General features: G+C 71.0%; 13 protein-coding genes. 2 read left to right on the forward strand and 11 right to left on the reverse strand.

Going from position 1 to position 12,209, the window contains the following annotated elements; all coding sequences use genetic code 11:
• Positions 1–3: 3 nt before the first annotated feature.
• Genes P1K89_RS06795 through P1K89_RS06810 form a run of 4 tightly spaced genes read right to left on the reverse strand, consistent with a single transcriptional unit; the run spans position 4 to position 3,385 of the window.
• Complete coding sequence (locus P1K89_RS06795; protein WP_284615623.1) at positions 4–1,116, reverse strand: DegT/DnrJ/EryC1/StrS family aminotransferase; 1,113 nt, start codon at positions 1,114–1,116, stop codon at positions 4–6.
• The gene (locus P1K89_RS06800; RefSeq protein WP_284615624.1) at positions 1,098–1,703 is read right to left on the reverse strand and encodes an acyltransferase; all 606 of its coding nucleotides are present in this window, start codon (positions 1,701–1,703) and stop codon (positions 1,098–1,100) included. Before P1K89_RS06800 ends, P1K89_RS06795 begins: the two co-directional genes overlap by 19 nt.
• Positions 1,703–2,764 carry a Gfo/Idh/MocA family protein gene (locus P1K89_RS06805; RefSeq protein ID WP_284615625.1) on the reverse strand — a complete coding sequence of 354 codons (1,062 nt, stop codon included), beginning with the start codon at positions 2,762–2,764 and terminating at the stop codon, positions 1,703–1,705. Before P1K89_RS06805 ends, P1K89_RS06800 begins: the two co-directional genes overlap by 1 nt.
• 48 nt (positions 2,765–2,812) lie before the next feature.
• The gene (locus tag P1K89_RS06810; protein ID WP_284615626.1) at positions 2,813–3,385 is read right to left on the reverse strand and encodes a Uma2 family endonuclease; all 573 of its coding nucleotides are present in this window, start codon (positions 3,383–3,385) and stop codon (positions 2,813–2,815) included.
• A 97-nt stretch (positions 3,386–3,482) separates the two neighbouring features.
• On the opposite strand from P1K89_RS06810, the gene lysS reads away from it, so the two are divergent.
• The gene (lysS, locus tag P1K89_RS06815; RefSeq protein WP_284615627.1) at positions 3,483–5,000 is read left to right on the forward strand and encodes a lysine--tRNA ligase; all 1,518 of its coding nucleotides are present in this window, start codon (positions 3,483–3,485) and stop codon (positions 4,998–5,000) included.
• Positions 5,001–5,022: 22 nt separating this feature from the next.
• The gene (locus tag P1K89_RS06820; protein ID WP_284615628.1) at positions 5,023–5,565 is read left to right on the forward strand and encodes a pyridoxamine 5'-phosphate oxidase family protein; all 543 of its coding nucleotides are present in this window, start codon (positions 5,023–5,025) and stop codon (positions 5,563–5,565) included.
• 11 nt (positions 5,566–5,576) lie between these two features.
• On the opposite strand, the gene P1K89_RS06825 is transcribed toward P1K89_RS06820, so the two are convergent.
• From P1K89_RS06825 to P1K89_RS06855, 7 genes are all read right to left on the reverse strand, one after another.
• Positions 5,577–5,936: a DUF4148 domain-containing protein gene (locus P1K89_RS06825; RefSeq protein ID WP_284615629.1), complete on the reverse strand. Its 360-nt coding sequence runs from the start codon at positions 5,934–5,936 to the stop codon at positions 5,577–5,579.
• A 155-nt stretch (positions 5,937–6,091) separates the two neighbouring features.
• Positions 6,092–6,880, reverse strand: a complete 789-nt coding sequence (locus P1K89_RS06830; RefSeq protein WP_284615630.1) for an enoyl-CoA hydratase — start codon at positions 6,878–6,880, stop codon at positions 6,092–6,094.
• Between the two features lie 7 nt (positions 6,881–6,887).
• Positions 6,888–8,087: a DUF3108 domain-containing protein gene (locus P1K89_RS06835; protein WP_284615631.1), complete on the reverse strand. Its 1,200-nt coding sequence runs from the start codon at positions 8,085–8,087 to the stop codon at positions 6,888–6,890.
• Positions 8,080–9,810 (reverse strand): M61 family metallopeptidase, encoded by a 1,731-nt coding sequence (locus P1K89_RS06840; RefSeq protein WP_284615633.1) that lies wholly within the window; start codon positions 9,808–9,810, stop codon positions 8,080–8,082. The genes P1K89_RS06835 and P1K89_RS06840 overlap by 8 nt, the downstream gene beginning before the upstream one ends.
• Before the next feature lie 3 nt (positions 9,811–9,813).
• Positions 9,814–10,230 carry a DUF3429 domain-containing protein gene (locus P1K89_RS06845; protein WP_284615634.1) on the reverse strand — a complete coding sequence of 139 codons (417 nt, stop codon included), beginning with the start codon at positions 10,228–10,230 and terminating at the stop codon, positions 9,814–9,816.
• A 100-nt stretch (positions 10,231–10,330) separates the two neighbouring features.
• The gene (locus tag P1K89_RS06850; RefSeq protein WP_284615635.1) at positions 10,331–11,062 is read right to left on the reverse strand and encodes a DsbC family protein; all 732 of its coding nucleotides are present in this window, start codon (positions 11,060–11,062) and stop codon (positions 10,331–10,333) included.
• 9 nt (positions 11,063–11,071) lie between these two features.
• The gene (locus P1K89_RS06855) at positions 11,072–12,187 is read right to left on the reverse strand and encodes an FAD-dependent monooxygenase (protein ID WP_284615636.1); all 1,116 of its coding nucleotides are present in this window, start codon (positions 12,185–12,187) and stop codon (positions 11,072–11,074) included.
• Between the last annotated feature and the right edge of the window lie 22 nt (positions 12,188–12,209).

Below are 12,209 nucleotides of genomic sequence, written 5' to 3' on the forward strand. Positions count from 1 at the left end.
TGGTCAGGCGGTGGCAGAAGAGGTCAGCGCAGCCGCCAGCGCGTCGACGATGCGGTCCTGGTCGGCCTCGCTCAGGTCCGCGCTCATCGGCAGGCTCAGCACCCGCTGCGCCGCGCGCACGCTGTGCGGGCAGGATGCCGGGTCCTGGCCCGCGGCATAGGCCGGCTGGTGGTGCAGCGGCTTCGGGTAGTGCACGGCGGTCGGAATGCCGGCCGCCTGCAGCGCCTGCTGCACGCGCGGCCGCTCGTCGACCAGCACCGTGTACTGCGCCCACACGCAGTCGCGGTCCGCCCGCACCGCCAGGCGCTGCAGCGGCAGGCCGCGCTGATCGATGAGCCGCGCATAACGGTCGCCGAGCGCCAGCCGGCGCTGGATCTCCCACTCGAAGCGCTCGAGCTTGGCCAGCACGATTGCGCACTGCAGCGTGTCCATGCGCCCGCCGACCCCCAGCCGCGTGTGGTGGTAGCGGCCACTCTGGCCGTGCACGCGGATCTCGCGGCAGACCTGGGCCAGCCGGTCGTCGCTGGTGAACAGCGCGCCGCCGTCGCCGTAGCAGCCGAGCGGCTTGCTCGGGAAGAAGCTGGTCGCGCCGAAGGTCGACAGGTTGCAGCTCTTGCGGCCCTGGTAGCTGGCGCCGAAGCTCTGCGCGGCATCCTCGATCACGGCCAGGCCATGGGCGTCGGCGACGGCGTTGATCTCCGCCATGTCGGCCACCTGGCCGTACAGGCTGACCGGCATGATCGCCCGCGTGCGCGGCGTGATCGCCGCCTCGATCAGGCGCGCATCGATGTTGCAGGTGTCGGGCTCGATGTCGACGAAGACCGGCTTCGCGCCGGCCAGCACGATCATCTCGGCGGTGGCGGCGAAGGTGAACGGCGTCGTGATCACCTCGTCGCCGGGGCGGATGTCCAGCGCCATCAGCGCGATCAGCAGCGCCTCGGTGCCGCTGGCCACCGCGATGCAGTGCTTGGCGCCGGTGAGCCGGGCGAGCGCCGCCTCCATCTCGGCGACCTCGGGGCCCATGATGTACTGGCCGTGGTCGAGCACACGCTGGATGCGTGCGTCGATGCCGGCCTTCAGGGCCGCGTACTGCGATTTCAGGTCGATGAACTGCATGGCGTGAGGGTGTCGCCGTCGAGGCGGTAGCGTTCGCCGGTGGCGGGACAGGCGGCTTCGCCCGAGCCTCCGTTCGGCAGGGAAGCCGGCAGGTCGAGGCGTTCGCCGTGGCGGCTCATCCAGCCGATGCGCCTGGCCGGCACGCCGACCATCAGCGCGAAAGCCGGCACGTCGCGGCTGACCACCGCGCCGGCGCCGACGAAGGCGTGTTCGCCGATGGTGGTGCCGCAGACGATGGTGCAGTTGGCGCCCAGCGTCGCGCCGCGCCTGACCAGCGTGCGGCGGTATTCGTTCTTGCGCGGCACCGCCGAACGCGGGTTGAAGACGTTGGTGAACACCATGCTCGGGCCGCAGAACACGTCGTCCTCGAGCGTCACCGCGTCGTAGACCGAGACATTGTTCTGCACCTTGACGTTGTCGCCGATGGACACGTCGTTGCCGACGTAGACACCCTGTCCGAACGAGCAGTCGCGGCCGATGCGCGCGCCCGCGCTGATGTGCGTGAAGTGCCAGACCCGGCAGCCGTCGCCGAGCTGCGCGCCGTCGTCGACGATCGCGCTGGGATGCACGCTCACATTGGACGGCATCAATACTCCAGGGGAAGGTTGATGCGCTTGCCGTCGCGTGCCGAGCGGTACATCGCGATCAGCAGCTCCAGCGACTTCAGGCCCTCGCGGCCATCGGTCTCGGGCTCGGCCTCGCCGCGCAAGGTGGCGATCACGTTGTCGTAGTACAGCGGGTGACCGAAGCCGTAGACCGAGGTCGTCTGGTAGCTCGCGTCGTCCAGGTGCGCATCCATCTCGTGCGGTTCGGCGAACTCCCAGTGCTCGATCGAGTTCACCGCGACTCCGCCGATGCGCACTGTGCCGTGTTCGCCGAGCACGGTGATCGAGCCCTCGAAGTTCTTCGGGTGCGCGAGCATCGTCACGTTGACCGAGCCCATCGCGCCATTGCGCCACTTCAGCGCCGCGACGCCGGTGTCCTCGACCTCGATGTTGCGCGCCAGCGTGCCGGTGTAGGCCATCACGCTCTCGACCGGTCCGATCAGCCAGTCGAGCAGGTCGACGTAGTGGCTGGCCTGGTTCATGAACGCACCGCCGTCGAATTCCCAGGTGCCGCGCCACGCCGCGGAGTCGTAGTAGCTCTGCGGCCGCGACCAGAACACGTTGACCGTGACCATGTAGATGCGGCCGAAGCGCCCGAGCTTCAGCGCCTCGCGCAGCAGCTGCAGCGTGCGGTTGCGGCGGTTCTGCTTGACGACGAACAGGCGCACCCCCGCCTCGTCGCAGGCCTTGACCATCGCCAGGCCGTCGGCCCAGCGCGTGGCCATCGGCTTCTCGGTCATCACGTGGCGGCGCGCGGCGGCCGCGTCGATGGCCTGCTGCGGATGCAGACCGCTGGGCGTGGTCAGCACCACGCAGTCGGCATCGCTGCCGGCCAGCATCGCCGGGTAGCTCGCGAAGGGCTTCGCGCCGGTGCGTTCGGCCGCGGCAAAGAGCGCGCCGGGGTCGGTGTCGCAGACGGCGACCAGCTCGGCGCGCTCGGCATGGCGCTCGATCGCGGCCATGTGGTTGGCGGCGATGCGGCCGCAGCCGGCCAGCGCGAAGCGGACCTTGCGATCGGTGACGGGAAGCGGGGGCGAATGCATCTGCGGGCGGCGCGCGGCGAGCCGCGGATTATCCGCCAGCGGGCCGCGTCAACCGGACGCGCTGCCGGCGGGGTCGACGCCGGCGAAGACCTCGGCGAGCGGCACGCTGCAGTCGATGCTGACCGCGCGCATCGCCTCGTCGCCGCTCATGTCGACGAAGAGCCATTGGTTGTCGGCGGTGCGGCGGAAGGCCTCGACGCGGCGCGTCTCCGGGTCGACCAGCACGTACTCCTGCAACGACGCGACGCGGCGGTACAGCGCGAACTTCTGGCTGCGGTCGTAGGCCTGGGTGCTCGGGGAGAGCACCTCGATCACCAGGCTGGGCGCGCGGAAGATCTGGTCCGTGGCGAGGTCGGCCTTGTCGCAGGTGACGAAGACGTCGGGGTAGAGGATGGTGTCGTCGGCGATCTGCAGCTTCATCGAATCGGCGAACACCTGGCACGGCGAACCATCCAGGTGATTCATCAGCTGGCGCGCCAGGTTCAAGATGACCCGGCCATGACTGCGCCGCCCGCCCACCATCGCGAACACGTCGCCACGATGGAACTCGTGCTTCTCGGGCTGCGCGTTCTCCCAAGCCAGGAAGTCGGCCAGCGTCAGTTTCTGCAGCGCAACACCCATGACGGACACCTCCAGCGTCATTGTGAACGAAGCCGCCAACCGCCTGCCTACAATTCGCGGTTTCCCCAAGACGCCCCGAGCCGCAACGAGCCGCGCCATGACCACCCACGACGCCCTGCCCCCCGACGACGACAACAAGCTGATCGCCGAGCGTCGCGAGAAACTGGCCGCGATCCGCCAGCGCGGCGTCGCGTTCCCGAATCACTTCAAGCCGAAGCAGCACGCCGCGGACCTGCAGCAGAAGTACGGCGAGCTGGCGAACGAAGAGCTCGAGCCGCAGGGCATCCCGGTGGCCGTCGCAGGCCGCGTGATGCTCAAGCGCGTGATGGGCAAGGCCAGCTTCGCGACCCTGCAGGACGGCAGCTTCGGCAAGACGCACGGCCGCATCCAGCTCTTCGCCGCCAAGGACGCGCTCGGCGACGAGGCCTACGAGCAGTTCAAGCACCTCGACCTCGGCGACATCGTCGGCGCCGAGGGCACGCTGTTCAAGACGCGCACCGGCGAGCTGTCGGTCAAGCTGACGTCGATCCAGCTGCTGACGAAGAACCTGCGCCCGCTGCCGGACAAGTTCCACGGCATGGCGGACCAGGAGATGAAGTACCGCCAGCGCTACGCGGACCTGATCACCGACGAGACTTCACGCGCGCGCTTCGTCGCGCGCAGCAAGGCGGTCAGCTCGATCCGCAGCTTCATGGTCGAGCACGGCTTCCTCGAGGTCGAGACGCCGATGCTGCACCCGATCCCCGGCGGCGCGAACGCCAAGCCCTTCAAGACGCACCACAACGCGCTCGACCAGGAGATGTTCCTGCGCATCGCGCCGGAGCTGTACCTGAAGCGCCTGGTCGTCGGCGGCTTCGAGCGTGTGTTCGAGATCAACCGCAGCTTCCGCAACGAAGGCATCTCGGTCCGGCATAACCCGGAATTCACGATGATGGAGTTCTATGCGGCGTACTGGAACTACCACGACCTGATGGACTTCACCGAGGCGCTGCTGCGCCATGCCGCGCGCATGGCCACCGGCTCGGCGAGCGTCACCTACAACGGCAAGGCGGTCGAACTGGACAAGCCGTTCGCGCGGCTGTCGGTGCGCGAATCGCTGGTGGTGCACGCGGGGCTGACGGACGCCGAGTCGACCGATGCGCGCGTGCTGCACGACAAGCTCAAGTCGCTCGGCGAGGAGCCGCCGGCGCACTGGGGCCTGGCCGAGCTGCAGTTCGGCCTCTTCGAGGCGGTGGTCGAGGAAAAGCTCTGGCAGCCGACCTTCATCATCGACTATCCGGTCGAGGTGTCGCCGCTGGCGCGGGCATCGGACGCCAACCCGAAGGTCACCGAACGCTTCGAGCTCTTCATCACCGGCCGCGAGTACGCCAACGGTTTCTCCGAGCTCAACGACGCCGAGGACCAGGCCGCGCGCTTCCGCGCCCAGGTGGCGAACAAGGAAGCCGGCGACGAGGAGGCGATGTACTACGACGCCGACTTCATCCGCGCGCTCGAGTACGGCATGCCGCCCACCGGCGGTTGCGGCGTCGGCCTCGATCGCCTGGTGATGCTGCTGACCGACAGCCCGAGCATTCGCGACGTGATCCTCTTCCCGGCCCTGCGCCGCGAAGCCTGACGCCGGGCCGGCCGCGCGCGACATGGCCGCCCTGGCGCTGACCGACGTCGAGGCGGCGTGCTGGGCGGAGTTGTGGCGCGCGCTCGAAGAACCGGGGCACCCGTGGCGCCTGATGGCGCTGGCCACCGTCGACGGCGAGGCCGCGGACCTGCGACAGGTGGTGCTGCGCGAGTGCCGGCCGGCCGACCGGGTGCTGGTGTTCTTCACCGATGCGCGCTCGCCGAAGGTGCGGCAGCTGGCGCAGCATCCGCTCGGTACGTTGATGGTCTGGTCGCGCGCGCTGCAATGGCAGCTGCGCCTGCGCTGCCGCTTCGAGGTCCGCACCACCGGACCGGACGTCGCGGCGCGCTGGGAATCGCTGCTCGAGGCCCAGGCGACGGGCGACTACCGATCGCCGGCGCCGCCGGGCGAGGCCCTCGATGCGCCGGCGGCGCCGGGCATGGTGGGCCACTTCGCGCTGGTGAACGCCCACGTCGAGCGGCTCGACTGGCTGGAACTGCACGAGCATGGCGTGCACCGCCGCGCGGTGATCGACGCCCAGGGCGCGCGCTGGGTCGCGCCCTGAGCGGCAGGCTTTCAGCGGCGGCCGGCCAGCAGCGTCGGTGCGGCGCGGCCGTCGGTCCGCTGGGCCGCGGCCAGCGCGCCGCTATCCTCGCCGACCCCGGTGTTCAGCGCGCCGGCGTCGCGGGCAGCGAGCACCTCGGCCTTCACTTCGGCACGCGTCTTCACCGTGCGGATGTCCTGCGCCTTGTTCAACTGCGGCACGTTGGCCCAGGCCTTGATCGAACCGTCGGCCTTGGCGCGCGCGAGCTCGGCGATCACCTGGCCGCGCGACTTCAGCGACGCGGTGTGCGCCAGCGTGTCCAGCGTCGGGTCGTCGGCGAACGCGGTGCCGACGGCGGTGGCGGCGAGCGCGGCAATCATCAGCTTCTTCATACAGGCTCCATCAGGTTCGTGTCGATGGTTGGCACTGTAGAAATCGCGCGCCCGAAGAAAAACCGCCCCGGCGCGAATGCACCAATGCGGTTTTGCGAACAATGCGCCCGCTTGAAAGGCGCCCCGGGCGCCCTCAGCCCCGGTGTTCAGCGGTGTCAGCGGTGCTTGAACTGCGGCTTGCGCTTATTGAGGAAGGCGTCCATGCCTTCGCGCTGGTCCTCGGTGCCGAACAGCGACTGGAACAGGCGACGCTCGTAGCTGATGCCGTCGGACAGGCCCGACTCGAAGGCGCGGTTCACCGCTTCCTTGGCCATCATCACGCTCGGACCCCCGAGCGCGTTGATCACGTCGGCCACGGCGAAGGCCTCGTCGAGCAGCTTGTCGGCCGGGACCACGCGCGACACCAGCCCGGCGCGCTCGGCCTCGGCCGCGTCGATCATGCGCGAGGTCAGCACCATGTCCATCGCCTTGGCCTTGCCAACCGCGCGCGGCAGGCGCTGCGTGCCGCCGGCGCCGGGGATCACGCCGAGCTTGATCTCGGGCTGGCCGAACTTCGCGGTGTCGGCGGCGATGACGATGTCGCACATCATCGCCACCTCGCAGCCGCCGCCGAGCGCGAAGCCCGCCACCGCGGCGATCACCGGCTTGCGCACGCTGCGCAGGTGCTCCCAGTTGCGCGAGATGTAGTCGCCCTTGTAGGCGTCCATGTGGTCGAGCTGCGCCATCGCGGCGATGTCGGCGCCGGCGGCGAAGGCCTTCTCGCTGCCGGTGAGCACGATGCAGCCGATCGTCTCGTCGGCGTCGAAGGCCCTCAGCGCCGCGCCGAGCTCGTCCATCAGGCCGTCGTTCAGCGCGTTCAGCGCCTTCGGCCGGTTCAGCGTGATCAGGCCGGTGCGGCGCGGGCCGTCGCCGCGGGTGTCGATCAGGATGTACTGGGTGTCCATGCGGGAATTATCGGCGCACCGGTTCCCCGGCCTGCATCGGCGCGCGCTCCAGCGTCATGTCCGCATAAGACGACTCGTCCTGGCGGATGCGGATGCGCGCCGGCAGGTACTGCAGGGTCGGCGCGATCCACACCTCGGCCACCATCGTGCCGGGGCGGGCGTCGCGGCGCGGCTTGATGTAGTAGACCGGCACCTCGCCGAAGGGCAGGTTCAGCGTCTGCCGCTCGACGATGTCGTAGGTCCAGCGGTCGAGCCGTCGGTTGATCATCAGCGGGATCTCGATCGTGCGGCCGGTCTGCAGCAGCTCCGGCCGCGTCGTGAACAGCCACGTCAGCTGCACGAACTGGCTCGCTTCGTCCTGCACGCCGGGCAAGGCGTCGAGCTCGCTGCCGTCGCCGAGCACGATGCGCTCGGGGCCGAACTGCTGGCTCCAGCGCCGCGTGCGCATGAACAGGCCGCCCTGCTCGCCATCGAAGCGACGGGGCTGCAAGCCGCGATCGGTGAGCTCGCCTTCGCTCGACGCGCGCCGCTTCATCGCGCCGCCGCCGACCGAGACCTTCAGGTGCACCTGGTAGCGCGAGCCCGAGCGCAGCCACTCGACCACTGCCTCGCCGGGCAGCGGACCGCGGAAGTAGCCGTCGACGATGTAGGACAGCTGCGTCGACGGCGGCCATTCGAAGCTCGCCGCCGGGACGGCCGGCGCGCTGGCAGCGGTCGCGGCGACGGCGGCGCTGGCTTCGACCGCGGCCGGTGCCGCCGCCGTCGGCGGTGACGGCGGATCGGACGCCGCGTTCACCGCCGGTGGCAGCTCGGCCACCGTGACGCTGCGGGGCGGCTCGCTGGCCGGCGGCGTCGCTGCGGCGGGCGATTCCACCGCCGCGACGACGGGCGGGGGCGGCGGCGGCGCAGCGATCGGCGCGGACGCTGGCGCCTGCGGCCGCTCGGCCAGTGTCGGCAAGGCGCGTTCGGAGCGCTTCGGCGCGGGCGGGGGCGCGGCCTCCGGCGGCGCGGCCTGCTGCAGCTCGCGCACGAAGGCGACCTCGATGCGCGGCATGTCGCGCGGCGCATCCCCTTCGCCGAAACGGTTGCTGACCAGCTCGTCGGCCGCCAGCAGGTGCACGATCGTCACGACCACCAGCAGGCCCCAGCCGCTGCGCCGCTGCAGCAGCGGATGCACGGGCGCGCCGAGGCGGGCGGCTTCAGCCATCGAACCAGCCGCGCCGGTGGGCGAGCACCGCGCGCACGGGTTTGTCGTCGAGCTGCCAGGCCTGGGTTTCGGTCCACGCGGCGTCGGCGGTCGGCGACAGGCGCAGCGTCTGCAGGCGCTGGTCGCGCACCAGCGTCAGCTCGAAGGGCCGGCTGCGGTCGATCCAGTTCAGCGCGTCGTCGAGGCGCCGGATGCGCCATCCGTCGACCGCCAGCAGTTCGTCGCCGGCCGACAGCCCGGCCGCCGCCGCCGGGCTGCCTGCCAGCACCGACTTGACGATGACACCGGTCACCGGCCCCTCGGACAGCCGCAGGCCCAGCGCCGGGCCGAAGCCGGCGCGCTCGCGCCGCACCGAGATGCCCACCGCCGGCAGCAACTCGGCCAGCGGCAGCTCGCCGGTGCCGTGCACCCAGGCGGCCAGCTCGTTCTCGAAGCTGCGCCCGCCTTCGGCTTCCAGCGCCGCGGCGATCGCCGCTTCGTCGATCGGCCCGCCGGCGGACGCCTTCCACAGCCGCCGCATCACGCCGTCGAGCGAACCGCCGGCCTCGCGCAGCGTCAGGTCCAGCGCCAGTGCGACCAGCGAGCCCTTGACGTAGTAGCTGATCGTGGCGTTGACGGTGTTCTCGTCGGCCCGGTAGTACTTGACCCAGGCGTCGAAGCTCGCATCGGCCACGCTCTGCACGTGGCGGCCCGGCGTGCCGGCGACCGCGTTGGCCGCCTTGGCCAGCAGCTTGACGTAGCGGTTGCCGTCGATCAGGCCGGCGCGCAGCAGCAGCAGGTCGTCGTAGTAGGAGGTGAAGCCCTCGAAGAACCACAGCAGCCGCGTGTAGTTCTCGCGTGTGTAGTCATAACGCGCAAATTCAGCGGGCCGCAGGCGCTTGACGTTCCAGGTGTGGAAGTACTCGTGGCTGATCAGCCCGAGCAGCGTCACGTAGCCGTCGGGCAGGCCTTCCATGCGCTGGCGCGGCAGGTCGCGCCGGTTGCAGATCAGCGCGGTGCTGGCGCGGTGCTCGAGGCCGCCGTACCCTTCCTCGACCGCATTGAGCAGGAAGACGTAGCGGTCGAACGGCGCCTTCGGGTGCTTCTGGGGATGCCAGAAGCGGATCTGCGTCTCGCAGATGCGCTTGGTGTCGGCCAGCAGCCGGTCGCCGTCGAAGCCCGGCCACGCGCCGGCGACGATGAACTCGTGCGGCACGCCGCAGGCCTCGAAGCTTCCGCGCCAGAAACGGCCGAGCTCCACCGGGTGGTCGACCAGCTCGTCGTAGCCGTCGGCCTCGAAGGCCCGCGCGCCGGCCGGGCGCAGCGCCGTCGCGATCTCCCAGCCGGCGGGCAGCTTGCCGAGCGCCAGCCGGTGCGGCGCGTCCTCGAACCCTTCGGCGCGCAGACACAGGCTGGTGCCGTTGAAGAAGCCGCGGCGCGCGTCGAGAAAGGCCGTGCGCACCGAGGTGTCGAAGGCATAGACGCGGTAGCTCACCGTCAGCGCGGCGCGGCCGCTGCAGCGCGCGAGCCAGGTGGTCTTGTCGAGCTGCTCCAGCGGCACCTCGCGCCGGCCTTGCGCGGCCGAGAGACCCGACAGGTGGCGACCGAACTCGCGCACCATGTAGCTGCCGGGAATCCACACCGGCAGCGACAGGCGCTGCTCGTCGGCCGGCTGCGCGACGCTCATCGTCACGCGGTACAGGTGCCCGTGCGGGTCGTCGACGTCGATGCGGTAGCTGATCATGGTTCAGGCGCCGGCGGCACCGAGGAAACAACAGAGGGCGGCCACGGCCGACAGGCGGAATCGCAGCGTGAGCCAGGCCGAGAGACCGTGGCGCGGATAGACCCGGCGGTCGACGAGGTAGCCGGCGACCAGCAGCACGCCGGCAAGCACCAGGCCCGACTCCGGCGGCATCATGGCGGCCAGCCAGGCCAGCAGACCCGGCACGCTGCCCCAGGTGAACAGCGACACCGGCGGCGACGGTTCGGCGAAGCCGATGCCCCAGTGCACGCCGCCGAGCAGCGCGACCACCAGGGCGGCGTAGACCGCCAACCCTTGCGCGACCGGTGGGCGCAGGGGCGCATGCACCAGCCACACCAGCGCAGCGCCGACGACGAAGGGCAACAACCCCAGGTGCCCCATGCGCAGCGCGACGGGCGACAAGGGAGTCGGGAGGGCAGTGGACGCGGCGGACATGGTGCCCCGCATTGTGGCGGCCGCCGCAGCGGGCGGTTCGCCGCCGTGGCGCCGGGGCGTCAGCGCGTCAGCCTTTCTTGGCCGCCGCCATGCGCGATTCGATCTGCGCCGCCGGCACCGCGCCGGGCGCGCGGCTGCCGTCCTCGAACACCACCGCCGGCGTGCCGGTCACGCGGTGCTTCTGGCCGAGCTTCAGGTTGCGGTCGAGCGCGGCGACATCACATTCCGCGGCCGACTTCGGCGGTGTCACGCCGTCGAGCATCCACGCGCGCCAGGCCTTGCCGGCGTCCTTCGCGCACCAGATGTCCTTGGACTTGGCGGTCGAGTCAGTGCCGAGGATCGGGTACAGGAAGGTGTAGATCGAGACGTCCTTCAGCGCCATCAGGTCCCGCTCGATGCGCTTGCAGTAGCCGCAGTTCGGATCGGCGAAGACCACCAGCTTGCGCGCACCGCTGCCCTGCTTGACCAGCACGGCGTCCTTCAGCGGCAGCGCCGCGAAGTCGAAGGCGGTGAGCTTGTCGATGCGCGCCTGCGTCAGGTCGCTGCGCGTCTTGGTGTCGATCAGCGCGCCCTGGACCACGTAGTGGCCGTTCTCGTCGGTGTAGACGATCTCGGTGCCCATGCGCACTTCGTAGAGCCCGGGGATCGGCGTTTTGGTGACCTCGTCGATCTTCGGCATGTTCGGCAGCCGCTCGGCGAGCGTCTTGCGGATCGCCGCTTCGTCCGCGCTGGCGGCGACGGCGGCCAGCGTGGCCACGGCGAAGGCTGCGGCGCGCAGCATCGGGAGGGAGGGCTTCATCGGAATCCTTCAGGCGTCGAGCGCCCGCGCGGTGAGCAGCCGCTTCAGCGGCGCGAAGTGGTTGAGCAGAGTCATGCCCCGGTTGCGAAGTTCCCGCAACGCCGGCTGTTCGGTGGCGAACAGGTGCAGCAGGCCGTCGGTCAGGCGGGCCATCGCCTGCGTCGGCAGCGCGCGCTCGCGGGCGTAGCGGCGCAGCAGCACCTCGTCGCTTAAGCGACGCCAGGGCTCGCGCCCGGCGATCACCCGGGCCAGCGTGGCGACGTCGGCCAGGCCCAGGTTCAGGCCCTGGCCGGCCAGCGGATGCACCACGTGCGCCGCATCGCCCACCAGCACCCAGCCTGCGCCGCACAGGCGTTCGGCACGGGCGATGGACAGCGGCCAGCCGGCGCGTGCGCTGGCGAGCGCCAGGCGGCCGGCGGCGCCGCCGGTGGCCTCGGCCAGCGCCTGTTCGAAGGCGGCGTCGTCGGCCTGCAGCAGGGCCTGCGCACGCTCGCCCGGCAGCGACCACACCAGCGCGTAGCTCGCCTGCGGCTGCGGCCGGTCCAGCGGCAGCAGCGCGAGCACGTCGGGCGAGCGGAACCACTGGCGCGCGACGCCGGCATGCGGCTTGTCCGCCCGCAGCCGGGCGGCCACGGCGACCTGCCCGTAGCCGTGGCGCTCGAAGCGCACGCCCAGCGCGTCGCGGGCGGCGGAGTCCTTGCCTTCGGCCAGCACGGTCAGCGCCGCCTTCACGTCGCCGCTGTCGAGCACCAGGTGCGGCGCGAAGCGGGCGGCGGTGTGCAGCGCGCGGTCGAGCTCGGCGGCATCGACGATCCAGGCCAGCGCCTCGACGCCCTGCTGCCAGGCCGAGAAATCGAGCCGGCCGCCGGTCTGGTCGCTGCCATCCCCTTCGACGTGCATGTCGTACACCGGCGTCACCGCGTCGGCGGGCAGCGCGTCCCAGACCTTCAGCGACTTCAGCAGCGTGCGCGCGGCGGCGTTGAGCGCATAGGCGCGCAGGTCGCCCGCCGCGGCCAGCGGCGGCACGCGCGGCAGCGCCACGCGCAGGCCCTGGCGGGCCAATGCGAGCCCGAGGCTGAAGGCCACCGGGCCGCTGCCCAGGATGCTGACGTCGACCGCATTCATGGGCGGGATTGTAGGAAGCGGC

Source organism: Aquabacterium humicola (assembly GCF_030167915.1).
Lineage (GTDB): Bacteria > Pseudomonadota > Gammaproteobacteria > Burkholderiales > Burkholderiaceae_C > Pseudaquabacterium > Pseudaquabacterium humicola.